Genomic DNA, 25,338 nt, shown 5'->3' with positions numbered 1-25,338 from the left:
ATGGCTATCTTCCTGACCAAGGACTCCAAGGTCATCGTCCAGGGCATCACCGGTGGCGAGGGCACGAAGCACACCGCGCTGATGCTCAAGGCCGGCACCCAGGTCGTCGGCGGTGTCAACGCCCGTAAGGCCGGCACCACCGTGACCCACGACGGCGGCGTCGAGCTGCCCGTCTTCGGCACCGTTGCCGAGGCCATCGAGAAGACCGGCGCGGACGTCTCCATCGCGTTCGTTCCCCCGGCCTTCGCGAAGGACGCCATCGTCGAGGCCATCGACGCGGAGATCCCGCTGCTCGTGGTCATCACCGAGGGCATCCCCGTGCAGGACTCGGCGTACGCCTGGGCGTACAACGTCTCCAAGGGCAACAAGACCCGGATCATCGGACCCAACTGCCCCGGCATCATCACCCCCGGCGAGTCGCTGGTCGGCATCACCCCGGCCAACATCGCAGGCACCGGCCCGATCGGCCTCGTGTCGAAGTCGGGCACGCTGACCTACCAGATGATGTTCGAACTGCGTGACTTCGGCTTCTCCACCGCCATCGGCATCGGCGGCGACCCGGTCATCGGCACCACCCACATCGACGCCATCGAGGCGTTCGAGAAGGACCCCGAGACCAAGGTCATCGTGATGATCGGTGAGATCGGCGGCGACGCCGAGGAGCGTGCCGCCGACTACATCAAGGCGAACGTCACCAAGCCGGTCGTCGGCTACGTCGCGGGCTTCACCGCCCCCGAGGGCAAGACCATGGGCCACGCAGGCGCCATCGTCTCCGGTTCCTCGGGCACCGCGCAGGCCAAGAAGGACGCCCTCGAGGCTGCCGGCGTGAAGGTCGGCAAGACGCCGTCCGAGACCGCTGCGCTCGCTCGCGAGATCCTGCAGAGCCTGACCGTCCAGGCCTAGGCCCTCCGGGCCCCGTGCGCCTTTCTGGTTGCTCCGGCTACCAGAAAGGCGCACGGGTCGTTCAGGCGTCGACCCACATCTCCCCGGCCGGATCGAGCGTCCCCGTCCCCGACGTGATGGCAGCGACCAGATCGGCCAGCTCCGCAGAGTCCCGCGCCGCGAGGGTGAGGACCGCGGATTCCGCGTACGTCGTGTCCACCACGACGACGCCCCGCCCCCGTAGTTCCGACTCGACCCGTCCCGCCTCGGCATGACCGACGGCGAGAGTGTGCAGATGGCGGCGTTCCCTCCGCACGAGCGGTGCGGCATCGACTGCGGCCGCCACCGCGCCCGAGTAGGCGCGCACCAGTCCGCCCGCCCCCAGCTTGATTCCCCCGAAATACCGGGTCACGACGACCGCGACGTCGACGAGGTCGCGGGCCTTGAGCACCTGCAGCATCGGAATGCCCGCGGTGCCACCGGGTTCGCCGTCGTCGTTCGCGCGCTCGACCCGGTCGGACGGCCCGTTGCCGACGATGAACGCCGAACAGTGATGTCGCGCATCGGGATACGCGCCGCGTCGGTCCTGGACGAAAGCCTGCGCCGCCTCGGCGTCCTCGACGCGCCGCAGCGCCGCGATGAAGCGCGAGTGCTTCACCTCCGTCTCGAGGGTGAGATCGGCGGCGCGGGGAGCGAGGGTGTACGGCACCGGACCATTGTCTCCTGCGCAGTTTCCGGCCCCGCACACGTGACCGACAGCGGTGACCGACGGGTATCCGTAGGCTAGCGTCGGAAGAGCGCACGCAGACGACCACTTGTCGACTAGGAGAAGTCATGACGTTCACGCCCGGCGGGCCGAATTACGGTCCGCCCGCGCAACCGACTGCAGGGGGAGAATCGAAAGGCCTGGGCTTCTTCCTTCTGATCGGTGTCGCGGTTCTCGGTGTCCTCAACCTGCTGCTCGGATTCGCGCCGTACGCCACGCTGGCGCGCGAATCCGTGAACTCGTTCGAAGCCAACACGGACGGGCTCGGACTGCTGTTCCTCGGTGGTCTGCTCGCCGCGGCGTCCCTCCTGCCGAAGCAGTCCTACGCGGGTGCGGCCGCGGCGGCGTCCGTCGCGGGCTGGGTCGTCGCGTTGTTCGTCTTCCTGAACGTCGACGCGGATTCCGGTTGGGGCGCAATCCTCATCCTCGTTCTCGGTTTCATCCAGTCGGCCGTCGCCGTCGCGGCCGTGCTGTTCGACATCGGCCTCCTCAAGCAACCGGCGCCCCGGCCCGCCGCGGCCGCGGGCTTCGGTCAGCCCGGCCAGACGCCGCAGGGGTACGGCCAGAGCGCACCGCAGGGATACGCGCAGGGTCCGCAGCAGTCCTACGGACAGCAGCAGCCGCAGGGCTACGGCCAGAGCGCCTCGCAGGGCTACGGGCAGCAGAGCCAGTCGCAGCCCGGCTACGGGCAGCAGAACCAGCCCGGTTACGGCCAGCAGGGTTACGGCCAGCAGGGCCAGCCCTCGCAGAGTCAGCCCGGCTACTCCCAGGGCTACGGGCAGCCCCAGCAGCCGGGCTACGGAGCGGCGGGTGCGGGTGCCGGCTCCGCGTCGTTCGACGCCCCGACCACCGCCTACCAGCAGCCGCAGTACCAGGGGTACTCGCAGCCGTCGACGCCGTCGCAGCCCACCGGAACGCCCAGCTCGCAGTACCCGGCCGGGACCAGCTACGGATCGGCGCAGCACGCGGCGCCGGCGTACGGGTCGCAGCCCGAATCCTCGCCCGTGGAGCGCACGCTGGAGTACGGCGAGCAGCCCTCTACCGAGGCGAAGCCGGCCGAGTCGGCCGAGAAGTCCGAATCGGAGGGGTACAGCGCGCCCACGCAGGCGTTCGACACGCGCGCCGACAGGGACGACAAGTAGCGGTCCATCCAGCAGGTGGCCTCTGACCGAACCTGGTCGGAGGCCACTTCTGTGCGGCGCGCCTGACCGCTGTCGCGGCGTCGGAGTGCCACTCTCGAGGGGATGAGTTCTTTGGTTGATCGTGCTCAGCGCGTCGCACAGGGTGCACGACGGCGAGCCGTCCGTGATGACGAGCGGCGAGCCGTCCGCGATGACGAGCGGCGAGCCGTCCGCGACGACGGGCGGCGAACCGTACGTGATGATGCGCGGCGCGCCCCGCGACAGCGTCCGGTGCCCGACGCCGACGAGATGCGGGCGCTGCTCGGGGTCGCGTTCCGGCCCGCGGGGGTCACGGTCGTCCTGCTGTCCGCGCTCATCGTCGTCACGCTGGTGGCGGCGAACAGCGACCTCACGGGAACGTTCGGTGCCATCGCGGCGTCGTGGCTGGCGATTCACCAGGTGCCGTTGACGATCGACGGCACGACACTCGGTGTGCTCCCGCTGATCCCGACGGCAGGGATGATGTGGGTGGTCGCCCGCGGGTGCGCGGCGGTGGTGCATCCGGCGTCCTCGCGGCGGCACGCTCTGCAGGTGATCGGCGCTGCGGTGGCCGGACCGCTGGTCGTGACGGCTATCGCCCTCGCGGTCATCGCGGACGCGTCGGCGGTCATCCCGCTGTCCTCCCCGAATGCGCTCGCCGCGTTCGGGTGGGTGCTGGTGGTGCACCTGCTCGCGGCGGGGATCGGGGTGACGGTCGCGATGTGGCCGACGCTCGGTGCGCAGGTGCCGTCGTGGGTCCGGGACGCGGTGCGGCCGGGACTGCGCGCGTTGGCGGCGATCGTCGGTGCCGGTGCGGTGCTGGTCACGATCTCGCTGCTGCTGGAGTGGTCCACGGTCGGGGCGCTGCTCGAACGCGGCGACGGCGTCGTCGGGCTGCTCGGACTGACGATCCTGTCCGTGCTGTACCTGCCGAACGTGGTGGTGGGCGCGGCGGCCGCCGTCGTGGGCGGGACCGCGCAGATCGGGGACGTCTCGGTCAGCGTGTTCGGGAACGTCGGTGGTTCGCTGCCGCCGTTGCCGCTGCTCGGCGCGGTTCCCGACGGGGTGTCGGGCGGCGCCTGGCCGGCGTTGCTGGTGGTTCCGCTGCTGATCGGTGTGATGCTCGGACGCGACTGCGGACGTCGCGTCGCCGGGCAGGAAGCGCTGTTCACCGTGCTGACCGCCGCCGCGGGCGTCGGTGTGGTGACGGCGGTACTCGGACTCGTGTCGGGAGGCAGGCTCGGCGCGTTCGGAACGGTCGAGCTGAACTGGTGGGCGTTCGGGCTGCTCACGTTCGCGTGGCTCGGACTCGCGGGCGCGGTGACGGCGGTGGTCGTCGCCTGGCACCGGAGCCGGGGCGAAGACGACGAGGCCGACACGGAGGACGAGGAACCGCACCTTCCCGGCGCTGAGGAGGTTCCCGCGATCGCCGCCCCGATCACGGAGGAGCCGGAGGTCCCGGCAGCCGCTTCCGGCCGGGTGATCGAGGCCGAACTCGTCGACGACACCGAAGCGCCCGCGGCCCCCGTCGCACCGCAGGACACCGACGCCGAGGCCGAGGTCGTGGTGGATGCCGAGGTCGAGGAGGACGCGGCGACGGCAGAACCCGAGGGGTCCGGGAAGGCGGGCGAGGCCCCGGAAGCCGACCTGCCCCGCGGGCCCGCAACGCCCAGCGACTAGGCTCTTGGTCGGTCGACGATGCGACCGCCCCCTTTCGATTCGATTGTTCAGGAGTAGAGCGCTGACTTCCTCGCGTGACCACCTGGGGCCCACGACCACTTCGCCGGTCGCGTCCGCGCCGGCGCGGATCGTCGTACTCGCCTCCGGTGCGGGAACCCTCCTGAGATCGTTGATCGACGCGACCCACACCGACGGGTATCCCGCCGAGATCGTCGCCGTCGGCGTCGACCGCGACTGCGACGCCATCCGGCACGCCGAGTCCGCGGGCATCACCCATTTCCGGGTCGGGCTCCGCGACCACGCCGACCGGTCCGCCTGGGATGTCGCGCTGACGGAGGCCGTCGCGTCGCACCAGCCGTCGCTCGTGGTGTCGGCCGGATTCATGAAGATCCTCGGCCCCGCCTTCCTGGACCGCTTCGGCGGTCGCATCATCAACACGCACCCCGCGTTGCTGCCCGCATTTCCCGGCGCGCACGCGGTCCCGGATGCGCTGGCCTACGGCGTCAAGGTGTCGGGATCGACGGTCCACCTCGTGGACGCGGGCGTCGACACCGGACCGATCCTGGCGCAGGAGCCCGTGCCGGTGCTCGACGGCGACGACGAGTCGACCCTGCACGAGCGCATCAAGACTGTGGAGCGACGGTTGTTGGCGGACGTCATCGCCGCTGTCGCCACCCGTGGAGTTGTTTCCGATGGACGAAAGGCCGTGATCCCCAGTGAGTGAACGCAAGGCAGTACGCCGAGCGCTCGTCAGCGTCTACGACAAGACCGGTCTGGTCGAACTGGCTACGGGCCTGCACAAGGCAGGCGTCGAGCTGGTGTCGACAGGGTCGACCGCAGCGAAGATCGCCGACGCCGGCATCCCGGTCACCCCCGTGGAGGCGCTGACGGGCTTCCCCGAATGCCTCGAGGGCCGGGTCAAGACCCTGCACCCGCGGGTGCACGCCGGCGTCCTCGCAGACACCCGGAAGCCGGAGCACTTGGCGCAGCTCGAGGAACTCGGCATCGAGGCGTTCCAGCTGGTGGTCGTGAACCTGTACCCGTTCACCCAGACCGTCGCCTCCGGTGCGACCCCCGACGAATGCGTCGAGCAGATCGACATCGGCGGTCCGTCCATGGTGCGCGCCGCCGCGAAGAACCACCCGTCGGTGGCCGTCGTGGTCGATCCCGCCCGCTACGACGACGTGCTCACCGCGATCGCGGACGGCGGTTTCACGCTGCCCGAGCGCACCGCCCTCGCCGCGCAGGCGTTCCAGCACACCGCGTCGTACGACGTCGCGGTCGCGAGCTGGATGACGTCCACGCTGGTGGACAGCGGCGACTCGCAGTTCCCCGAGTGGGCAGGCGCCACCTGGGACCGCTCGGCGGTCCTGCGGTACGGCGAGAACCCGCACCAGGCCGCGGCACTCTACGTGAACTCCGCCGCCCCGGCCGGTCTGGCGCAGGCCGAGCAGTTGCACGGCAAGGAAATGTCGTACAACAACTACACCGACGGCGACGCGGCGTGGCGTGCGGCGTTCGACTTCAGTGAACCGGCCGTCGCGATCATCAAGCACGCGAACCCCTGCGGCATCGCGGTCGGCGCCGACATCGCCGAGGCGCACCGCAAGGCACACGCCTGCGACCCGGTCAGCGCGTACGGCGGAGTCATCGCCGCGAACCGCGAGGTCACCGTCGAGATGGCCGAGCAGGTCGCCGAGATCTTCACCGAGGTGATCATCGCCCCGTCCTACGCGGACGGCGCGCTCGGTGTGCTGCAGCGCAAGAAGAACGTCCGCGTCCTCCTCGCGAAGGCGCCCACCGCGACGGGAATCGAACTGCGTCCCGTGTCCGGTGGGGCACTCCTCCAGGAGCGCGACGTGCTCGACGCCGAGGGCGACGACCCCGCCAACTGGACCCTGGCCGTCGGCGACGCCGCCGACGAGCAGACCCTGAAGGATCTCGAGTTCGCGTGGCGCGCGTGCCGTTCGGTGAAGTCCAACGCCATCCTGCTCGCCTCCGACGGTGCGTCGGTCGGCGTCGGCATGGGCCAGGTCAACCGCGTCGACTCCGCGCACCTCGCGGTGCAGCGGGCCGGTGACCGGGTGGTCGGGTCGGTGGGCGCGTCGGACGCGTTCTTCCCGTTCCCCGACGGACTGCAGGTGCTCGCGAACGCCGGCGTCAAGGCCGTCGTGCAGCCGGGTGGTTCCGTCCGCGACAACGAGGTGATCGATGCGGCCAAGGAAGCCGGCATCACCATGTACCTGACGGGTGCGCGACACTTCGCGCACTAGCGTTCGGCTTTATCTCGAACGGGTCTCGGCATCGCGCCGGGGCCCGTTCTGCGTTGTCAGGCGGCTGCGGCCCCGTGCACGCGGCCGGTGCCCTCGAGTTCACGCGGCGAACCGGTGATGACCACACGGGCGGCACCGCGACTGCGGACCTCGCTGATCAGTTCGCCCAGGCCGGCCTCGTGGGCGGCGTCGCAGTGCGACAGGTCGAGGGTCACGGCGTAACCGGTGAGGTCGTCCGGCAGGTCCAGATACGGGGGAGAGGTGGACAGTTGGTTGATGCGAAGTTTCATGTGGTGCTCCTGAAGGTGAAAGGTAAAAGAAAAGGCACCCGAGGGGTTTGCCCTGGGTGCCCGAGAACGACTTGGTTGAGTCTCAACGTTCTCGGGGTGCGCCGTACTTGGTGATGTGCTTGTCGGCGGAGCATCGACGCCATGCGGGTACGGACGCGAAGAGCGCGTGAAGCTGCATCATGGCCGTACCTTTCTGCGTGTCGTTGCTGGTTGGTAGATGACCGTACAGCACCGGTTGAGGGTTTGCACCTCCATTATCCGGCCACCGGGCAGGAATGTACGGTTGAGCAGCGAGTCTTCGCCCAGAGTTGCCGTCCCGTTCACATCCGCACCTCGTCCGTCGAATCCCACCACTTTGGTTACAGGTTGCTTTCGATCCGGACTCGAGCAGCACGAACGTGCGGTGCAGCTGATTCACTCGGGGCTGATGTGACTCGAGTGGCACCTGTGGAAGGAGAGTGGCGCCCGGACTGCGACGGTGCGCCCATCCCCGTTATGAACCGTTTTGCGATCAAGGCCGGTCTCGGCGCCTGCGTCCTGGGTGCGTCCGTGCTCATCCCTGCTCAGGTGTCGGCGGAACCCGCGGCGACGGCGACGGGCACCGAACTGTCCGGGATGACGGTGTTCCTCGACCCCGGACATCAGGGTTCCAGCGAGGGCCACGACCTCGCGCAGCAGGTGAACGACGGCCGCGGCAACACCAAGGACTGCCAGACGAGCGGCATGACGTCGCTGGGCGGGGTGCCCGAGCACACCATCAACTGGAACGTCACCCAGCTGGTGAAGAGCAGCCTCGAGAGCCTCGGCGCGAAGGTCGTCCTGAGTCGTCAGGACGACACCGGCTGGGGCGGGTGCATCGACGAAAGGGCTCGTGCGGCAAGCGAATCGAACGCCGATCTGGCGGTGAGCATTCACGCGGACTCGACGGCGCAGGGTGAGGACGCGGGCAAGCACGGGTTCCATATGATCATCCCGTCGCTGCCCATCCCCGACGAGAAGGCGGACGCGGCGCAGTCCGGCGGCGGGCTCGAGGCGTCGAAGATGATGCGCGACGCCTACAAGTCCGACGGCTTCGTTCCCGCCAACTACGCCGGCGTGAACGACGGCCTCCAGACCCGCGCCGACGTGGCCGGCCCGGCACTGACCCAGGTCCCGCTGGTGTTCGTCGAGATGGGCAACGGGTCCAACAAAGAGGACTCCGCGCAGCTGGAGAGCTCCGACGGCCAGTTGAAGCACGCCATCACCATCACGACGGGCATCGTCACCTACCTGTTGACGGGGTCGGAGACGGCGCCTGCCCAGGAGCTGGCGGCCGCTCCGGCCGCGACCACGGAACCCGAGGCGAGCAAGGACAGCGCGTCGTCGACGACCACCACGACCCCGAAGGCGACCACCCCGAAATCCACGAACCCGAAGTCGACGGCGCCGGACTCGACGCAGCTGTCCGAGCTGATGGACATGCTCGCGCCGCTGCTCGAAGTCCAGGGGCTGGACGGGCTGCAGGACCTCGTCAACGACAAGAACCTCGGGCTCGTGTCCGACCTGGCGAGCACGTTGCTGGCCGTGATCACCGGGGCCGGTGGGGGCAACTGATCACAGCGACGCGATCCACCTGCCGAACGGTTCGGTGAACTCCGCCGAGTAGGGCAGCGGTTCCACGTAATCCGGTCCGGTGGACGGACGGTCGCCGACGTCCTTGAGGACGTGATTGGCGTTCGTCATCCGCACCGGCGTCAGCGCGGTGTGCGCGAGGGCGTCGTTCAGGCCGTCGACGTCCGCGAGTTGCACCTGAATGTCCTTCGCGGAGCAGCTCGTGAGGACCGGGAAACCGGCGGGCAGCCGGCCGGCCAGTGCGCGGGGGTCGAGGGCGTCCTCCTCCGCGAGCGCCTTGGCGTTGGCATGGACCAGCCCGGCGTTCTGCAGGGGCTCCGGCAGGTCGTCGGGGATCGTGCCCGACGTGCGGAGCGATTCGACAGTGTCCGCGAGCGCGAGCCGCAGTTCGTCGGCCAGTTCCACCGGCAGCTGCCCGGCGCCGACGACGGCGTCGAGCTGTCCGTGGATCTGCGTGGTGAGCAGGTCGAGGAGCCGGACGCTGAGCGGTTCGAGCAGTCCGACGGCGCGGACCCGCGACTCGTTCTCCGCGGTGGCGAGCGCGAGGGCGACGAGTCCGCCGTCGCTGTGCCCGATGACGATCAGCTGCGACGGGTCGACCCCGGGCTGGGCGGCCAGGAAGTCGAGGCCGGCGGACGCGGCGTCGACGAAGGTGGTGAAGCCGAGACCGCCGACCTCTTCCACCTCGTACGGACCGAGGGCGGTTTCGCCGCTGCCGATCTTGTCGTAGCGCAGGCTCGCAATGCCGTGCTGTTCGAGCACGTCGGCGAGGTGGCGCAGGGTTCCGATGTCACCGGGGAGCAGGGCGCTGTCGCCGTTGCGATCGGTCGGACCGCTGCCGGCGAGCAGCAGTGCGGCGGGCGCCGACCCGTTCACGTCGGCGGGGATGCGGAGGCTGCCGTAGTAGGTGACGGCACCGCTGGCGAAGGTGATCTCGGTGTCAGGCATGGGGACTGTCTACCAGTTCCCGTCGCGCGCAGTCGCCTGGTCATGGCACGCGGGCATCGCGGCCGAGATCTCAGAGAAGCATCACAGAACTCACAAATTCGGCGATTAGCGTCAGCATCACCAGTTGTTCCAACGGATTACGTCCGAGAAGAGCTCCCGACTCCAGGAAGGTGCCGCATCATGAACGTCGTACAGCTGACCACCGGTGATTTCGTCGCCGCCATGTTCTCCCTCGACTTCGTCGACGGCGGGTTCCTCCGGGAGGCCGTCGAGCGGATCCACCGGGGCGCGATCGACGAGTGGGTGACTGCGGTCACCGGGTCGGGTCTGTTCTCCAACCGCGCGGTCGCGAACGTGGTCCGGGCGTGGCGAGCCGATCCGCGACTCCTGCTGGACTCGCTTCTGACGGCGGCCGACCCGGTGACGGTCGAGCAGTACCGCGCCGCGTGGAGCGAGTTGGACGCCGTGTCGTCGTACGCGGTTGCGGCGTAGGCGCGCAGTGCTCAGGCGGGTCGGCGCGCATTAACCGCGTGCCGATTCGCCCGAACCCTCGTAGCGTGGAGTGGTGACGTCATCGGAACACAGACCTTCCACCGTCGGCGAGCTCCGCGAGTCGGGCCACGTTCAACGCACCGTGAAGGAAGAGATCCGCGAGAATCTGCTCGCGGCCCTACGCGACGGTCGTGATCCGTGGCCCGGCATCGTCGGTTTCGAGGAGACGGTGGAACCGCAACTCGAACGGGCACTCATCGCAGGTCACGACGTGGTGTTGCTCGGCGAACGAGGTCAGGGCAAGACCCGCCTCCTCCGCACCCTCAATCTGCTCCTCGACGAATGGACCCCGGTGATCGCCGGTTCCGAACTCGGGGAGCATCCCTATGAGCCCATCACCCCGGCGTCGATCCGCCGGGCGCAGGAACTGGGCGACAGCCTCCCCGTCGCGTGGCGGCACCGCAGTGAGCGGTACTCGGAGAAGCTCGCGACCCCCGACACGTCGGTGGCGGACCTCGTCGGCGACGTGGATCCGGTGAAGGTTGCGGAGGGTCGCAGTCTCGGCGACCCGGAGACCATCCACTTCGGTCTCGTTCCCCGCGCGCACCGGGGCATCGTCGCCATCAACGAGCTGCCCGACCTCGCCGAACGCATCCAGGTGTCGCTGCTCAACGTCATGGAGGAACGCGACATCCAGGTCCGCGGGTACACCCTCCGGTTGCCGCTGGACGTCCTCATGGTGGCGAGTGCGAACCCGGAGGACTACACGAACCGCGGTCGCATCATCACCCCGCTGAAGGACCGGTTCGGCGCCGAGATCCGGACGCACTACCCGACCCGTCTCGACGACGAGGTCGCGGTCATCCTCCAGGAAGCGCACCTCACCGCCGAGGTGCCCGAGTACCTTCTCGAGATCCTGGCCCGGTTCACCCGTCTGCTCCGCGAGTCGACGTCGGTCGATCAGCGGTCGGGGGTGTCCGCCCGCTTCGCGGTGGCGGGCGCCGAAACCGTCAGCGCGGCCGCGGTGCATCGCGGCGCCGTCCTCGGTGAGGCCGACCCGGTCGCGCGGCCCGTCGACCTCGAGACCGTCGTCGACGTGCTGCGGGGCAAGGTGGAATTCGAATCCGGTGAGGAGGGGCGCGAAATCGAGGTCCTCGAGCACCTGCTCCGGCGGGCGACGGCCGACACGGTCCGCACCCGGCTCGGCGGCATCGACCTCGCCGAACTCGTGGACGCCGTCGAACAGGGCGACCCGGTGGTCACCGGCGAACGGATCACGGCGAAGGCGCTGCTGAACGAGCTGCCCGAACTCGAGGTCCTCGACGTGCTCGCGGAGCGGCTGGGCGCGGAATCCGACGGCGAGCGGGCCGCGGCGGCCGAGTTCGCCCTCGAAGGGCTGTACCTGGCGCGGCGGATCTCCAAGAACCCGGACATCAACGGGCAGACGGTGTATTCGTAATGTCCCGCAAGGCGGAACGCGGGCCGCACAATGCGCGGTACGGGCCGTACGAGGGCGGTGATCCGCTGGCGGCGCCGGTGGACCTGCGCGAGGCCCTCGCCGCGATCGGCGACGACGTGTTCGCGGGTAGTTCGCCGCGGCAGGCGTTGCGCGAGATGCTGCGGCGCGGCAACCGGGACATGCGCGGGCTGGACGAGCTTGCGGCCGAGGCCAATCGGCGCCGCCGCGAGCTGCTGAAGCGGAACAACCTGAACGGCACCCTCGAAGAGGTCCGGGAACTCCTCGACCGCGCGGTCCTCGAGGAACGCAAGACGCTGGCCCGCGCGCTCGACGACGACGCCCGCTTCTCCGAGATGCGTCTCGAGGAACTGTCGCCGTCCACCGCGCAGGCCGTGCAGGAACTCGCCGACTACGACTGGCGTAGTTCCGAAGCCCGCGCCGACTACGAGAAGATCCGCGACCTGCTGGGCCGCGAGGTGCTGGACCAGCGGTTCGCCGGCATGAAGCAGGCGCTCGAGGGCGCCACGGAAGAAGACCGCGAACGCATCCGGGAGATGCTCGCCGATCTCAACGACCTGCTCGACAAGCATTCCCGCGGCGAGGACACGCAGGAACAGTTCGACGAGTTCATGGACAAACACGGGGAGTACTTCCCCGAGAACCCGCGCAACGTCGAGGAACTGCTCGACTCGCTGGCCCAGCGCGCAGCGGCGGCGCAGCGGCTGCGGAACTCGCTGTCGCAGGAGCAGCGCGACGAACTCGACGCGCTGGCGCAACAGGCGTTCGGCGATCCGTCGCTGATCGGACAGCTGGACCGCCTGGACCAGCACCTACAGGCCGCGCGCCCGGGCGAGGACTGGCAGGGCGCGCAGCGGTTCCGCGGCGACGACGGCATGGGCCTCGGCGAGGGCACCGGCGCGTTGCAGGACATCGCGGAACTCGAGTCGCTCGCCGAGCAACTGTCGCAGCAGTACGCGGGCGCGCAACTCGACGACATCGACGCCGAAGCCCTGGCCCGGCAACTGGGCGACGAGGCGGCGGCGGATGCGCAGACCCTCGCCGAACTCGAGAAGGCCCTGCGGGACCAGGGATTCTTCGACCGCGGGGCGGACGGTCAGTGGCGGCTGTCGCCGAAGGCGATGCGCCAACTCGGTCAGACGGCCCTGCGGGACGTCGCGCAGCAACTGTCTTCGCGTGGCGGGCAACGGGAGACGCGGCGCGCCGGGTCGATGGGCGAGCCGACGGGGGCGTCCCGCGAGTGGGCGTTCGGCGACACCGAGCCGTGGGACGTCACGCGCACCATCACCAACGCGGTGCTGCGGGCGGCGTCCGATCCGGTCGAACGCGGTCGCGTCCCGGTCCGGTTGTCCGTCGCGGACGTAGAGGTGATGGAGACCGAGCAGCGGTCGCAGGCGGCGGTCGCTTTGCTGGTCGACACGTCGTTCTCGATGGTGATGGAGGGGCGGTGGGTGCCGATGAAACGCACCGCCCTCGCGCTGAACCACTTGGTGAGCACCCGGTTCCGCAGCGACGAACTGCAGCTCATCTCGTTCGGCAGGCACGCGCAGGTGCTGACGCCGTCGGAGCTGGCAGGCCTGGACGGCGCCTGGGACCAGGGCACCAACCTGCACCACGCGCTGCTGCTGGCCGCCCGGCATCTGCGCAGGCACCCCAACGCGCAGCCGGTGGTCCTGATCGTCACCGACGGGGAGCCGACGGCGCATCTGGAGCCGGACGGCTTCGCGTATTTCGACTACCCGCCGAGCGCCCGGACCCTCGGTCTGACGGTCCGGGAACTCGACACGCTCGCCCGGCTCGGCGCCCATGTCACGTTCTTCCGGCTCGGTGAGGATCCCGGTCTCGCGCGGGTGGTGGACCGGATGGCCGAACGGGTCGGCGGACGCGTCGTGGCGCCCGGTCTGGACGGTCTCGGCGCGGCCGTCGTCAGCGATTACATGCGTCGCAGGCGCTGACCCGTGAGTACTTCTTAACCGCCGGCGGTTAACAAGTACTCACGGGCGCGTCAGCGCACGGCGGCGGGCTGGTGCTGGGTGATGCAGTGGATGCCGCCGCCGCGCGCGAAGAGCGGGCGGGCGTCGACCGGCACGACGGTGCGTCCGGGGTAGGCGGCCGACAGGATCGCGACCGCTTCCTCGTCCGCGGGATCGTCGAAGCTGCACGCGATGACGCCGCCGTTGACGACGAAATGGTTGATGTAGCTGTAGTCGACGAAGCCCTCCTCGTCGCGCAGGACCTGCGGCGCGGGGACGGTGATGATCTCCCAGGATTCACCGCGAGCGTCCGTGGTCTGCTTCAGTACGTCGATGACGGCCTTGCTGACCTCGAAGTCGGGGTGCTCGGGATTGCGCTGATCGTGCACGAGGACGACGCCGGGCGACGGGATGGCGGCGACGATGTCGACGTGCCCGCGGGTGCCGTACGTGTCGGAGTCACGGGTCAGCCCCCGCGGCAGCCAGATCACCTTGGTGGCACCGATCGTGCGGGCGAGTTCCGCCTCGATGTCGGCCTTCGACAGGTCCGGGTTGCGGCCGGGGTCGAGTTGCACGGTCTCGGTCACCAGCACGGTGCCGAGGCCGTCGACCTGGATGCCGCCGCCCTCGTTGACGATCGGCGAGTCGACGAGTTCGGCACCGGACCGCTCGACCACCAGGGCGCCGATCTTCGAGTCCTTGTCCCACTGGGCCCAGTCCTGGCCGCCCCAGCCGTTGAAGATCCAGTCGACGCCGCCGAGGCGTCCGTCCTCGGACAGCACGAACGTGGGTCCGATGTCGCGCATCCAGGCGTCGTTCAGCGGTGCCTCGACGATGTCGATGTCGGCGGACAGGTACTCCTTGGCCGCGGGCACCTCACCGGGGTCGACGACGACGGTGACGGGTTCGAATCGGGCGACGGCGTGCGCCACCTCGGCCCACGTGGTGCGCGCCTCGTGCTGCTCCTCGGGGGTGTCGCCCAGGGAGTAGCCCGCACTGGGGTAGGCCATCCAGGTACGTTCGTGCAGTTCGCCTTCCGCGGGCATGCGCCAGGTCATCAGTTCCTCCCGAACGGGGACGCGTGATCGACGGGCTCGGTGAGGACGCCGTACGTGTCGGGGCGCCGGGTGGCCAGGAACGGGAACAGCGCCAGCCAGTCCTCGCGCTGCTGAAGGTCGAGGTCGGCGACCAGCACCGCGGATTCGTCGCGCGGGGCCTGCGCGAGGATGCGGCCGTAGGGGTCGGAGATGAACGACGAGCCGTAGAACGTGATGAGGCCTTCGCCGCCGTGGCGGTTGGGCACCACCATGAACGTGCCGTTCGCGATGCCGTTGCCGACGATCACCTGCTGCCACAGCGGCTGGGTGTCGAACTGCGGGTGGTCGGGCTCGGAGCCGATCGCGGTGGGGTACACCAGGATTTCGGCGCCGCCGAGCGAATAGGCGCGGGCGACCTCGGGGAACCATTCGTCCCAGCAGGTGGGGAGTCCGAGCTTGACGCCGCCCAGTGCCTCGGCGGTATGGACGGGGTACGGGTTCTCGGCGGGACCGCCGCGGAAGTAGGTGTCCTCGTAGTAGCCGGCGGTGACGGGGATGTGCAGCTTGCGGGTGCGCGCGAGCAGTTCTCCGGACGGTGCGACGAGGATGGCGGTATTGAACCCGAGTCCGTCCTCGTACTGGACGCCGTTCTCGGAGTCGTTGCGCTCGTACAGGGACGCATGGACGAGGACGCCGTGTTCGGCGGCGGCCTTGGCGGCGAATGTGAATGTGGGTCCCGTGAGGAGGTCCTCGGCCTGGCGGCCGGGGTTGTCACCGCCCTCGACGAAGGCGGGGTACCGGCTGAGGGTGAGTTCGGGGAGGAACACCACGCGCGCCCCGAGCTTGGCTGCCGCGGCGATGCCCTCGTCGAGTTCGGCCCGCAGATCCTGCTCGTTCTCGTGCCAGCGGTGCTGGACGAGGCCGACGCGGAGCGGGGTGCGTCCGGTCTCGCGCGTCCTCGACAGGGACTCGGGAGGGGTGAGGGCGGTGATCGTCAACATTGTGATTCCTCGGATGTTCGGTTCGGCGAGCGCCTAAAACGAATTGAATTCGTTAAGTATGGTGGGTAAACGCTCGGCGATCAAGGGGCGGGGAGCGAAGATTTCGATTCCTTCGGTATCTGCCCTGGTCGCCGCTACGGCGGCGCCGAGGCGCGCGTCGCCGGTGACACACCGACCAGGAGGGCACCCATGCCACGGCCATCACAGCGACTGCTGTCGCCGGAGATCATCACCGAAGCCGCGATGCGCATGGTGGACCTCACGGGTGATTTCACGATGCCGGGTCTCGCCGAACGGCTGAAGGTCCGGCCCTCCTCGCTGTACAACCACGTGTCCGGGAGGGCGGAGATCATCGAACTGATGCGTGCCCGAATGATGGCGGGCATCGTGGTGGCGGACCCCGACGGCAAGTGGAGCGAGACGGTGGCCGGCCTGGCGCGCGAATATCGGCGCAACTACGCCGAGCATCCTCGGCTGATTCCTCTGTTCACCGCGCACACAGTGCAGTCCGGTGTGGCATTCGCTCTGTACAACGCTCTGGCGCAGGCGTTCTCGGACGGTGGCTTCACGCCCGAGGAGACTCTGCACGCCATCACGACGGTCGACAGTTTCGTGCTGGGGTCGGCGCTGGACCTCGCCGCACCCGAGGTGGTCTGGGCGACCGCCCCGGAGGCGAACGAGTCCATGCGGGCCGCCCTGGCCACGTCCGGGCCGAACCCCGGACGGGCGGATGCAGCATTCGAGTTCGGGCTGCGGACGCTTATCGCTGGCTTGGTGGCGCAGGCTCCGAACGAGCCGTGAGATCGCCCTCGTCCCGCAACGCCGAGGTGTCGCGGTTCAGCGTCTTGCCCTCGAAGAACGCGGGGCTGCGGAAGCGCATGATCATCATCAGCACGGCGCCGAGCAGGAGGATGCCGAAGCCGAGGAAGAAGACGAGCCCGATGCCGCCGATGGAGGCGCCGCTCGCGTTGTCCGGGTTCATGCTCTCCTCGATCGAGATCACGAACACCGCGAGCAGCATGAGGCCGCCGAGGAGCGGGAACGCGAACCGGAAGACGATGTTGCGGAAACTCGTGAACAGGCTGTCCCGGAAATACCAGACGCACGCGAACGCCGTGATGCCGTAGTACCAGCAGATCATGATTCCCAGAGCGGCGATCGTGTCGAGCAGCGTGCGCTCGGACAGGAATGTGACCACCGTGTAGAACACCGCGGTGACGACACCGGCGACGACCGTGGCATACGACGGGACCAGGAACCGGGGACTCACGTCGGCGAGCTTCTTGGGGAAGGCGCCGTAGGCGCCCATGGCGAGCATGGTCCGCGCGGCCGGCAGGAACGTGGTCTGCAGGCTCGCGACCGAGGAGACGAACACCGCGAGGAACAGCAGCATGCCGCCCCAGTTGCCGAGCACCGGATCGGCGAGGGCGCCGAAGACGTTCTCCGAGTTGTCCGGGTTGCCCAGTCCGAGACCGTCCTCGCCGACGCCGGCGTACATCATCGCGGCGACCGACACGAGCAGGTAGGTCAGCAGAATCGTGATCACGCACAGCAGTCCGGCGCGACCGGGGGTCTTCTTCGGGTTCTTCGACTCCTCGCCCAGTGTCAGGCACGTGTCCCAGCCCCAGAACGCGAAGATCGAACCCGTCAGGCCGATCACGAACGCGCCGACGGCCAGTCCCGTGAACGGGTTGAACCAGCTCAGATCGAACGACAGACCGGCGGGGGCGTCCCCGTTGCCGACGTGGACCAGTGCCACCACCGCGAACGCGATGAGCAGGACCATCTGGAAGCCGACGAGCGCAAACTGCAGCTTCTCGCTGGTGGTGATGCCGCGACTGGCGATCCACGTGGCGAGTGCGATGAAGAGCAGGGTGGTGCCCACATTCACGAATTTGTTGCCGGGCAGGTCTGCGATGCTGGGGGCGTCGAACAATTTCGCGATGAACAGATAGAAGAACTGCACGGCGATCGCCGCGAGGTTCGAGAGCACGATGATTGTGGCGATCACCATGCCCCAGCCGCACATCCAGCCGACGTACGGTCCGAACGCCTTCGTCGACCACGTGAACGACGCACCGCAGTCGGGTGATTCGGAATTGAGCTCGCGGTAGGCGTACGCCGTGAGGAACATGGGGATGAAGCCGGCGATGAAGATGGCGGGCATCTTCAACCCGACCGCCGCGACGATCAGCCCGATGCTGGCCGTCAGCGTGTAACCCGGTGCCACGGAAGAGATCCCGAGGATCGCCCCGGCAAAGGTCCCGACCGCACCGGTGGCCAGCCCTTTGGTGCTCACGGCAACGCCGGCCGACGCCGGTGCGCCTTCGCTTTTCGTCATGTCTGAACCTCCGGTCGGGAACGATCGTGGATCCGGGGCGGGTGTCGCGGACGGTTTACTCACTGTTGGGGAACTCCTGCTTGGGGACGACGACCATGGGCACCGGCAGGACGCGGAGCATCTTGGCCGCGGTGGATCCCAGGAACAGTCGACGAGGTTGGGCGAGACGGCTGGAGCCGACCATGACGAGGTCGCCGTCCTGCCAGTCGAGTTTGCGGACGGCCGATTCGACGGCGTCTCCGTCGGCGATCGTCACGGAGACGGGGAAGTCCTCGGGTAGTGCGGACTTCGCCTCGTCCAGGGTGGACTGCGCATGGGCGACCGCACGCTCGCGGACGCTCTCGGAGGTGTCCCGATGATCGCGAAGGTGGTGGTGCGGGTCCAGTTCGACGAGGGACACCAGTCGGAGCGGGGTCTCCATCCGCTTGCTGGTCCGCACGGCAGTTCGCAGCAGTACGTCCGCGCCGACGCGCGTCCCGAGTGCGCACGTGACCTCGCGGATCTTCTTGGCGGAGGAATGCCGATGGCCGCGAGGCGCGAGGCAGATGGGCACGTGCGCGGAGTGCAGCAATTCCGTCGACACGGATCCGACCGAGTGCCTGCCGAGCAGGCCGTCACCCGCGGCGCCGACGACGATCGCGTGCGCGCCGAGGCGGGTGACCTCGTCGAGGAGGCCCTGCGCGAACGAGTCGTGGAAACTCAGGTGCACGTCCACGTCGATGTCGCTCGGCACCGACGACTTCGCCTCGTCCAGCCAGCGCTGCGCGCGGGACGCGAGGATGTCGTCGTAGCCGGTCTCTGCCGGAACTCTCGCCGGGACCGTGCGGTCCGGCGGGAGAACCATGCAGATGTCGAGCTGTGCCCCGAGACTACGGGCGAGCTGCGCCCCGAGGGCCAGACCGTCCTCCCCGCTGGGAGTGGCGAGATATCCAACGACCAATCGCATGGTGACGGTTCCGTTCTGTCTCGGGGCGGGGGGTTTACGCGAAGCCGACGTACTTGGTCTCGAGGTACTCCTCGATGCCTTCGGTGCCGCCTTCGCTGCCGAGTCCGGACTGCTTGACTCCACCGAACGGCGCGGCGACGTCGGAGATCACTCCGCGGTTGACGCCGACCATGCCGCTTTCGAGCTTGTCGGCGACGCGGAATGCGCGGTCGACGTTCTGCGTGTAGATGTATGCGGCGAGACCGTATTCGGTGTCGTTCGCGGCGGCGACGCCCTCGGCCTCGGTGTCGAACCCGGTGATCGCGGCGACGGGTCCGAAGATCTCCTCGCGGACGATGCGCGCGTTGGCGGGCACCTCGTCGAGGACGGTGGGCTGGAAGAAGTAGCCGGGACCGTCGACGGACTTGCCGCCGGTGCGGACCCGGGCGCCCGCGGCGACGGCGTCGTCGACGAGGGACGCCACGTTGCGGCGTTGCTTCTCGTTGACGAGGGGACCGACGTTGGTGCCGTCCTCGCTGCCCGGTCCGACGGTGAGCGCGGCGATCCGGCCGGTGAGCTTGGTGGTGAACTCCTCGCGCACCGAGTTCGCGACGATCAGGCGGTTGGCGGCGGTGCACGCCTCGCCGCCGTTGCGCATCTTCGCGGCCATCGCGCCCTCGACCGCGGCGTCGATGTCCGCGTCGTCGAACACCACGAACGGCGCGTTGCCGCCGAGTTCCATCGATGTGCGCAGAACCTGCTGGGCGGACTGCTCGATGAGGATCTTGCCGACGCGGGTGGATCCGGTGAACGTCACCTTCCGCAGCCGCGGGTCGGCGAGCAGCGGTTCGGTGACGGCGGCGGCGTTCGACGCAGGCAGCACCGACAGCACACCGGCGGGCAGCCCTGCCTCGGCGAAGATCTCGGCGAGCAGCAGCATGGTGAGCGGGGTGTCCTCGGCGGGCTTGACGATGATCGTGCAGCCTGCGGCGAGTGCGGGGCCGATCTTGCGGGTGCCCATCGCGAGCGGGAAGTTCCACGGCGTGACGGCCAGGGTGGGTCCGACGGGCACCTTGGTGACCATGATCCGTCCGCTGCCCGACGGCGACGTGGTGTAGCGACCCTGGATGCGGACGGCTTCCTCGCTGAACCAGCGCAGGAACTCGGCGCCGTAATTCACCTCGCCGCGGCTCTCCGGCAGGGCCTTGCCCATTTCCATCGTCATGAGCAGCGCGAGGTCGTCGGTGCGCTCGATGACCTTCTCCCACGCCGACCGCAGGATGATCGACCGCTGCCGGGGTGCGGTCGCCGCCCATTCCTCCTGGACCGCCGCGGCGGAGTCCAGTGCGCGCATCGCGTCCTTGCCACCCGCATCCGCGACGTCGGCGATGAGGGTGCCCGTTGCCGGGTCGTACACCGGGAAGGTGCCGCCGTCGATCGGGTCGGTCTGGGCGCCGTCGATCCACAGACCGGTGGGCAGGGTGGCGCGGAGCCGTTCGAAATCAGTCATCGGAGTCCTCGTGGTGGGGATGGTGGTGATCGCACGCCTCCGGGGTGGGGGCGACGTCGAGGGCGGGGTTGCGGTCGAAGAATCCGGCCGGCTTCAGCCAGAAGGACACGGTGTCCGCAGGCATGATCGGCCAGTCCTCCGGCCGCGGAATGTGGTGGATCCCGAACGTGTACCAGAGCACCACGTCGGTGTTCTCGATCGGGCGGTCGGCCGCGGTCCAGGCGGGGAGTCCGTGATCGACCTTGCTCTGGTTCACGAATTCCCCGGCGGGCCAGCGTTCGTCGGGGGAGTTGGGCGTCACCCAGACGGTGTGGCCGATCGCGCCGGTGCGCTGGAAGATCGGGGACGCCGGGTCGAACATCGACGGGATCGCACCGCCGGGAACGAGTTTGTAGGCGGGGGCGGTGCCGAGTCCGGTGGTCGTGTTGTCGTTGACGACCTTCCACGCCCGTTGGCTCTGCCAGTCGAAGTCCTGCCTGCCCTCGAGTTCGGTGCGCAGCGGGGTGTTCTTCTGGCGCAGTGCCAGACCCAGGGGATTGTCCGGGCCCATCGGCACGATCTCGGTCTCGGTCGCGTACACCGTGTTCTCGGTGCCGTCGACGTCGAGGTCGAGCCGCGCGACCAGGAAATGCTGGTGGAACGGCGCGTACGTGCGGGTGTCGACCAGCGTGCCGCTCGGATGCTCACCGCCTTCGGGGAAATGGCTGACCACCATGATCCCGGTGGCGCGGACCTCGCACTCGATGTTGCCGTCCTGGTAGAACCGCCAGTAGACGAGGTACTCGTAATTCGCGACCGTCACGTGCGTCGACACCGTCAGCCGCCGCATGCGGCGCACCTCGGCGCCGTCGTGGTCGACGTGCTTCCAGAGGACGGCGTTGTCCTCCTCGTGGATACAGATCGCGTTCTCGATCGTGAACGGCACACCGTGGCTGTCGTGGAGGACGGCGTCGAGGTACCGGATCTCGCCGAGGCAGTCGCAGCCCAGGGTGAGTGAGGTGGTCATGAACCCGATGCCCCACTCACCGATGTCGAAGGCGGTGCGGCGGTAGTGATCGGTGCTGGTGTCGCGGTACGGCACCGCCATCTCCGCGAACGACATCCGGTTCGCGATCGAACGCACCCGGCCGTTGTCGTTGTACGTCACCGCGTGCAGGGTCATGCCCTCGCGGTAGTTGAATCCCACCCGCAGCGACCAGTTCTGCCATTCGAGTTTGTTGCCCTCGAGGGTGAACGACGGTCCCTCCGGCTGGACGATGTCCAACGGCTTCAACGGCGGCCGGGTGCTCGCGTTCCGGATCCGCTCCGGGATGTGCCGGGGCACGTACTCGCCCATGACCTCGGGACGTTCGACGCTGAACGTGTCCTCGATCTCGAGCAGTTCCATCTTGTTGACGTCGATCACGCAGTGGAAACCGTTGACCGGGCCCGCATACGGGTTGGCGCCCTCGGCCGACCGCACCCAGGTGTCCGACCACCCGAGCCGGCGGCCCCTGTACTTCTCCGGGGTCACCGCGTCGCCGTACGTCCACACGTCCATGAACACCAGGCTCATGTCCGTGATCCCGCGCTTCGCGAGCGCCGCGATCACGTCGGGGTGTCCGCGGAGGAAGGCGTCGGCCTCTTCCCATTCGTCGACCGTGAAATTGGCCTGGACGTCCGGGATGTGCTGCCAGGAGACCACGTTGTCTCCGGTCAGCGAGACGAGCGCCTTGTAGGTGTCTCCGCTGCCGCGGTCGAAGCACACGACGATCGCCCGGCGGTCCGGGACGGTGCCCGACGTGTCGAACGCCGACACCGCGGCCTTGTCCGGTTCGGCGAGTTCGATCGACGCGAACCGCCAGCCGTCCCCGACCCCGTGTTCCCGGGCGAGGACGGCCGCGGCCTTCGCGAATTCGTCCGCCCCCAACGGGTCCAGAGGATGGAACGTGCCGGTGGTCGTCCGGGTCATGATGTCTCCTCTGGTCGATGGGTGGGCGGGTTCGTGCTCGTGCGCCTTTCCGGTAGTGGTGGCTACCGGAAAGGCGCACGGGTCAGACGAGCGAGCGCACGATCTGCTCGATCACGGTCAGGGCGTCGTCGAGCAGGTCGTCGCCGATGACCAGCGGCGGAAGCAGCCGGATGACGTTGCCGTACGTACCGCATGTCAGCAGAATGACACCTTGTTCGAGCGCACGGGCGGCAATGGCCTTCGTCAGTTCCGCATCCGGCTCGGTCGTGCCGGGCTTGACGAACTCCATCGCGAGCATCGCGCCGCGTCCACGCACGTCACCGATGACCCCGACCTCGGCGGCGAGGGCCTGCAGCCGCGGCAGGGCCAGGTCGCTGATGTGCTGTGCACGAGCGGGCAGGTCGAACTTCCGCATGCTGTCGATCGCGGCGAGCGCGGCGGCACACGCGACGGGGTTGCCGCCGTACGTGCCACCCAGTCCGCCCGGGTGCACCTTGTCGAGGAGTTCGGCGCGGCCCGTGATCGCGGACAGCGGCATTCCGCCCGCCATGCCCTTGGCCATCGTGATGATGTCCGGGACGATCTCCTCGTGCTCGCACGCGAACCAGGCGCCGGTGCGGGAGAAGCCGGTCTGCACCTCGTCGGCGATGAACACGACGCCGTTGGCGCGGGCCCAGTTCACCAGGGTGGGGAGGAATCCCTCGGCGGGAACGATGAATCCGCCCTCGCCCTGGATCGGCTCGATGATGATCGCCGCGAGCGAATCGGCGCCGATCTGCTTCTCCATCTGGCTGATGGCGCGCTGAGCGGCCTGCTCGCCGGTCAGTCCGTCCTGGTCCCGGTACGGGTAGGACATCGGGAGCCGGTACACCTCGGGCGCGAACGGGCCGAAGTGGGCCTTGTAGGGCATCGACTTGGCGGTGAGGGCCATCGTCAGGTTCGTGCGACCGTGGTAGGCGTGGTCGAATGCGACGACGGCGTCGCGGCCGGTGGCGAGGCGGGCAACCTTGATCGCGTTCTCCACCGCCTCGGCGCCCGAGTTGAACAGGACGGTGCGCTTCTCGTGGTCGCCGGGGGTGAGGGCGGCGAGTTCCTCCGCCACCCGGACGTAGCCCTCGTACGGGGTGACCATGAAGCAGGTGTGGGTGAAGTGCCCGACCTGCTCCCGGACCGCCTCGGCGACGGCCGGATCGGACGCGCCCACACTGGTGACGGCAATGCCCGAGCCGAGGTCGATCAGGGAGTTGCCGTCGACGTCGACGACCACACCACCGTCGGCATCCGCCGCGTACACGGGGACGCTGGAGCCGACGCCCGCGGCCACGGTGGCGCGGCGACGTGCGGTGAGGGCCGCCGACTTCGGGCCGGGGAGCTCGGTGACCAGGGCGCGCTTCTGCGGCAGCCGGTACTGGATGTCGTTCATGATGGTGCAGTCCTCAAAGGTCGTGACGTGGATGGGATGGGGGGGAGCGACGTCAGTCGTTGGAGCTCATGACGTGCTTGATGCGGGTGTAGTCCTCGACGCCGTAGCCGGAGAGGTCCTTGCCGTATCCGGAGTACTTGAATCCGCCGTGCGGCATCTCGGCGACCAGCGGGATGTGGCAGTTGATCCAGACGGCACCGAAATCGAGTGCGGCCGAGAGTCGTTGCGTGACGCCGTGATCGTTGGTCCACACGCTCGACGCCAGACCGTACCGGACGTCGTTGGCGAGGGTCACGGCCTCCTTCTCGTCGGAGAAGCTCTGCACGGTGAGGATGGGACCGAACGTCTCCTCCTGCACGATGTCGTCGCGCTGGTCGACTCCGGTGATCACGGTCGGTTCGAAGAAGAAACCCTGCTCTCCCGAACGCTTTCCGCCGGTGACGATCTTCGCCGACGCGGGGAGCTCGGCGATCTTGGAGCTGACCGCGTTGAAGTGGTTGACGTTGTTGAGCGGGCCGTAGAACGTGTCCGGGTCGTCGGGCAGGCCCGGCTCGAGCGTCTCGGCCTTGCGGACGAGGGCGTCGACGAGCTGGTCGTGGATGGACTCGTGGACGAGGACGCGGGTGGCGGCGGTGCAGTCCTGACCGCCGTTGAAGAAGGCGGCCTCGGCGATGCCGCTCGCGGTCTTCTCGATGTCGACGTCGCCGAAGACGATCGCGGGCGCCTTGCCGCCGAGCTCGAGGTGGGCGCGCTTGAGCTGGCGTGCGGCGGAGACGGCGACGGCGATGCCCGCCCGCACGGAGCCGGTGATCGACACCAGTCCGAGGGCGGGGTTCTCCACGAGGGTGGCGCCGGTCTCGCCGTTGCCGAGGACGACGTTGAAGACACCGTCCGGGAGGATCCCCTTGGTCAGCCGGGCGAGGACGAGCGTGCTGTTCGGGGTGGTGTCGCTGGGCTTGAGGACGATCGTGTTGCCCGCCGCGAGCGCGGGGCCGATCTTCCACAGGGCCATCATGAACGGGTAGTTCCACGGGGTGACCTGACCGACGACGCCGATCGGCTCGCGGCGCACGTAGGACGTGAAGCCGTCCATGTATTCGCCGGCCGCCTTGCCTTCGAGCATGCGGGCTGCGCCCGCGAAGAAGCGGAGCTGGTCGGCGCCCACCTTGATCTCTTCGTCGGCGATGACCTGCTTGGGCTGTCCGGTGTTGCGGCACTCGGCCTCGACGAGTTCGTCGCTGTGCGCCTCGATCGCGTCGGCGAGCTTCAGCAACGCGGTCTGCCGCACGCTCGGAGTGGTCTTGCCCCACGTGACGAACGCCCGCTCGGCAGCCTCGACGGCCGCGTCCACATCGGCCTTGGTGGAGACGGGCGCCCGCCCGACGACGTTCTCGTCCACAGGGTTGATCAAGTCCAGCGTCTCCGTCGCGGATGAGGCGACGAACTCACCGTTGATGTAGTTCTCGAGTACGTCGATCGACATCGGTACCGGTTCCTCTCGTGGGGTCGAAACTCGTGGTCCGCAGCGGTCCGTCGGTGGAACGGTCCGACCGGGGCCCGGAGTTGCAGAACATCTGAAAACAAGTGTGCGCTGTCTC

General features: G+C 68.7%; 21 protein-coding genes. 10 read left to right on the top strand and 11 right to left on the bottom strand.

What is annotated here, in order from left to right:
- Positions 1–903 carry a succinate--CoA ligase subunit alpha gene (gene sucD, locus JWS13_RS13700; RefSeq protein ID WP_005238543.1) on the top strand — a complete coding sequence of 301 codons (903 nt, stop codon included), beginning with the start codon at positions 1–3 and terminating at the stop codon, positions 901–903.
- Positions 904–964: 61 nt separating this feature from the next.
- On the opposite strand, the gene JWS13_RS13695 is transcribed toward sucD, so the two are convergent.
- Positions 965–1,591 (bottom strand): IMPACT family protein, encoded by a 627-nt coding sequence (locus JWS13_RS13695; protein WP_206005970.1) that lies wholly within the window; start codon positions 1,589–1,591, stop codon positions 965–967.
- 125 nt (positions 1,592–1,716) lie between these two features.
- Here JWS13_RS13695 and JWS13_RS13690 point away from each other — a divergent pair, with 125 nt between their 5' ends.
- The 4 genes from JWS13_RS13690 (at position 1,717) to purH (ending at position 6,761) form a co-directional block, all read left to right on the top strand.
- Positions 1,717–2,790, top strand: a complete 1,074-nt coding sequence (locus tag JWS13_RS13690) for a DUF5336 domain-containing protein (protein WP_206005969.1) — start codon at positions 1,717–1,719, stop codon at positions 2,788–2,790.
- A gap of 111 nt (positions 2,791–2,901) precedes the next feature.
- Positions 2,902–4,488, top strand: a complete 1,587-nt coding sequence (locus JWS13_RS13685; RefSeq protein WP_206011587.1) for a cell division protein PerM — start codon at positions 2,902–2,904, stop codon at positions 4,486–4,488.
- A 43-nt stretch (positions 4,489–4,531) separates the two neighbouring features.
- Complete coding sequence (gene purN / locus JWS13_RS13680; protein ID WP_083395586.1) at positions 4,532–5,212, top strand: phosphoribosylglycinamide formyltransferase; 681 nt, start codon at positions 4,532–4,534, stop codon at positions 5,210–5,212.
- Positions 5,205–6,761, top strand: a complete 1,557-nt coding sequence (gene purH / locus JWS13_RS13675) for a bifunctional phosphoribosylaminoimidazolecarboxamide formyltransferase/IMP cyclohydrolase (RefSeq protein ID WP_206005968.1) — start codon at positions 5,205–5,207, stop codon at positions 6,759–6,761. Before purN ends, purH begins: the two co-directional genes overlap by 8 nt.
- A 56-nt stretch (positions 6,762–6,817) precedes the next feature.
- On the opposite strand, the gene JWS13_RS13670 is transcribed toward purH, so the two are convergent.
- Positions 6,818–7,051 (bottom strand): hypothetical protein, encoded by a 234-nt coding sequence (locus tag JWS13_RS13670; RefSeq protein ID WP_087558699.1) that lies wholly within the window; start codon positions 7,049–7,051, stop codon positions 6,818–6,820.
- 495 nt (positions 7,052–7,546) lie between these two features.
- Here JWS13_RS13670 and JWS13_RS13665 point away from each other — a divergent pair, with 495 nt between their 5' ends.
- Complete coding sequence (locus JWS13_RS13665) at positions 7,547–8,644, top strand: N-acetylmuramoyl-L-alanine amidase (RefSeq protein WP_206005967.1); 1,098 nt, start codon at positions 7,547–7,549, stop codon at positions 8,642–8,644.
- Here the strand turns inward: JWS13_RS13665 and JWS13_RS13660 are convergent, their stop codons facing one another.
- On the bottom strand, positions 8,645–9,610 hold the full coding sequence (locus tag JWS13_RS13660) for an alpha/beta hydrolase family protein (RefSeq protein ID WP_206005966.1): 966 nt from the start codon (positions 9,608–9,610) through the stop codon (positions 8,645–8,647).
- A 180-nt stretch (positions 9,611–9,790) separates the two neighbouring features.
- Between JWS13_RS13660 and JWS13_RS13655 the strand changes: the two genes are divergently transcribed.
- The 3 genes from JWS13_RS13655 to JWS13_RS13645 all read left to right on the top strand — a co-directional run bounded on the left by JWS13_RS13655 (position 9,791) and on the right by JWS13_RS13645 (position 13,534).
- Entirely contained in the window at positions 9,791–10,102 is a 312-nt protein-coding gene (locus JWS13_RS13655; protein ID WP_206005965.1) for a hypothetical protein, read from the top strand.
- A gap of 73 nt (positions 10,103–10,175) precedes the next feature.
- Positions 10,176–11,561, top strand: a complete 1,386-nt coding sequence (locus tag JWS13_RS13650; protein WP_015889399.1) for an ATP-binding protein — start codon at positions 10,176–10,178, stop codon at positions 11,559–11,561.
- Positions 11,561–13,534 carry a vWA domain-containing protein gene (locus JWS13_RS13645; protein ID WP_206005964.1) on the top strand — a complete coding sequence of 658 codons (1,974 nt, stop codon included), beginning with the start codon at positions 11,561–11,563 and terminating at the stop codon, positions 13,532–13,534. The genes JWS13_RS13650 and JWS13_RS13645 overlap by 1 nt, the downstream gene beginning before the upstream one ends.
- 50 nt (positions 13,535–13,584) lie before the next feature.
- Here JWS13_RS13645 and JWS13_RS13640 read toward each other — a convergent pair whose 3' ends face one another.
- Together JWS13_RS13640 and JWS13_RS13635 are read right to left on the bottom strand one after the other, a co-directional pair.
- Complete coding sequence (locus JWS13_RS13640; RefSeq protein WP_206005963.1) at positions 13,585–14,610, bottom strand: agmatine deiminase family protein; 1,026 nt, start codon at positions 14,608–14,610, stop codon at positions 13,585–13,587.
- On the bottom strand, positions 14,610–15,590 hold the full coding sequence (locus JWS13_RS13635; RefSeq protein WP_124389207.1) for a nitrilase-related carbon-nitrogen hydrolase: 981 nt from the start codon (positions 15,588–15,590) through the stop codon (positions 14,610–14,612). The genes JWS13_RS13640 and JWS13_RS13635 overlap by 1 nt, the downstream gene beginning before the upstream one ends.
- Before the next feature lie 189 nt (positions 15,591–15,779).
- Between JWS13_RS13635 and JWS13_RS13630 the strand changes: the two genes are divergently transcribed.
- Positions 15,780–16,391 (top strand): TetR/AcrR family transcriptional regulator, encoded by a 612-nt coding sequence (locus JWS13_RS13630; RefSeq protein ID WP_206005962.1) that lies wholly within the window; start codon positions 15,780–15,782, stop codon positions 16,389–16,391.
- On the opposite strand, the gene JWS13_RS13625 is transcribed toward JWS13_RS13630, so the two are convergent.
- The 6 genes from JWS13_RS13625 to JWS13_RS13600 form a co-directional block, all read right to left on the bottom strand.
- The gene (locus JWS13_RS13625) at positions 16,351–17,931 is read right to left on the bottom strand and encodes an APC family permease (RefSeq protein WP_206005961.1); all 1,581 of its coding nucleotides are present in this window, start codon (positions 17,929–17,931) and stop codon (positions 16,351–16,353) included. The two genes, JWS13_RS13630 and JWS13_RS13625, sit on opposite strands and share 41 nt — an antisense overlap.
- A 55-nt stretch (positions 17,932–17,986) precedes the next feature.
- Positions 17,987–18,877, bottom strand: a complete 891-nt coding sequence (locus tag JWS13_RS13620) for a universal stress protein (protein ID WP_206005960.1) — start codon at positions 18,875–18,877, stop codon at positions 17,987–17,989.
- Between the two features lie 34 nt (positions 18,878–18,911).
- Positions 18,912–20,366, bottom strand: a complete 1,455-nt coding sequence (locus tag JWS13_RS13615; protein WP_206005959.1) for an NAD-dependent succinate-semialdehyde dehydrogenase — start codon at positions 20,364–20,366, stop codon at positions 18,912–18,914.
- Positions 20,359–22,317, bottom strand: a complete 1,959-nt coding sequence (locus JWS13_RS13610) for a primary-amine oxidase (RefSeq protein WP_206005958.1) — start codon at positions 22,315–22,317, stop codon at positions 20,359–20,361. The genes JWS13_RS13615 and JWS13_RS13610 overlap by 8 nt, the downstream gene beginning before the upstream one ends.
- Before the next feature lie 82 nt (positions 22,318–22,399).
- Positions 22,400–23,740 carry a 4-aminobutyrate--2-oxoglutarate transaminase gene (gene gabT / locus JWS13_RS13605; RefSeq protein WP_206005957.1) on the bottom strand — a complete coding sequence of 447 codons (1,341 nt, stop codon included), beginning with the start codon at positions 23,738–23,740 and terminating at the stop codon, positions 22,400–22,402.
- 52 nt (positions 23,741–23,792) lie between these two features.
- A complete protein-coding gene (locus JWS13_RS13600; RefSeq protein WP_206005956.1) occupies positions 23,793–25,223 on the bottom strand; it encodes a gamma-aminobutyraldehyde dehydrogenase in 1,431 nt (476 codons plus the stop codon).
- Between the last annotated feature and the right edge of the window lie 115 nt (positions 25,224–25,338).

It is taken from the genome of Rhodococcus pseudokoreensis, assembly GCF_017068395.1.
GTDB lineage: Bacteria > Actinomycetota > Actinomycetes > Mycobacteriales > Mycobacteriaceae > Rhodococcus_F > Rhodococcus_F pseudokoreensis.
Note: the sequence above shows the minus strand (reverse complement) of the source record. Positions and strands in the feature narration are given on the sequence as shown.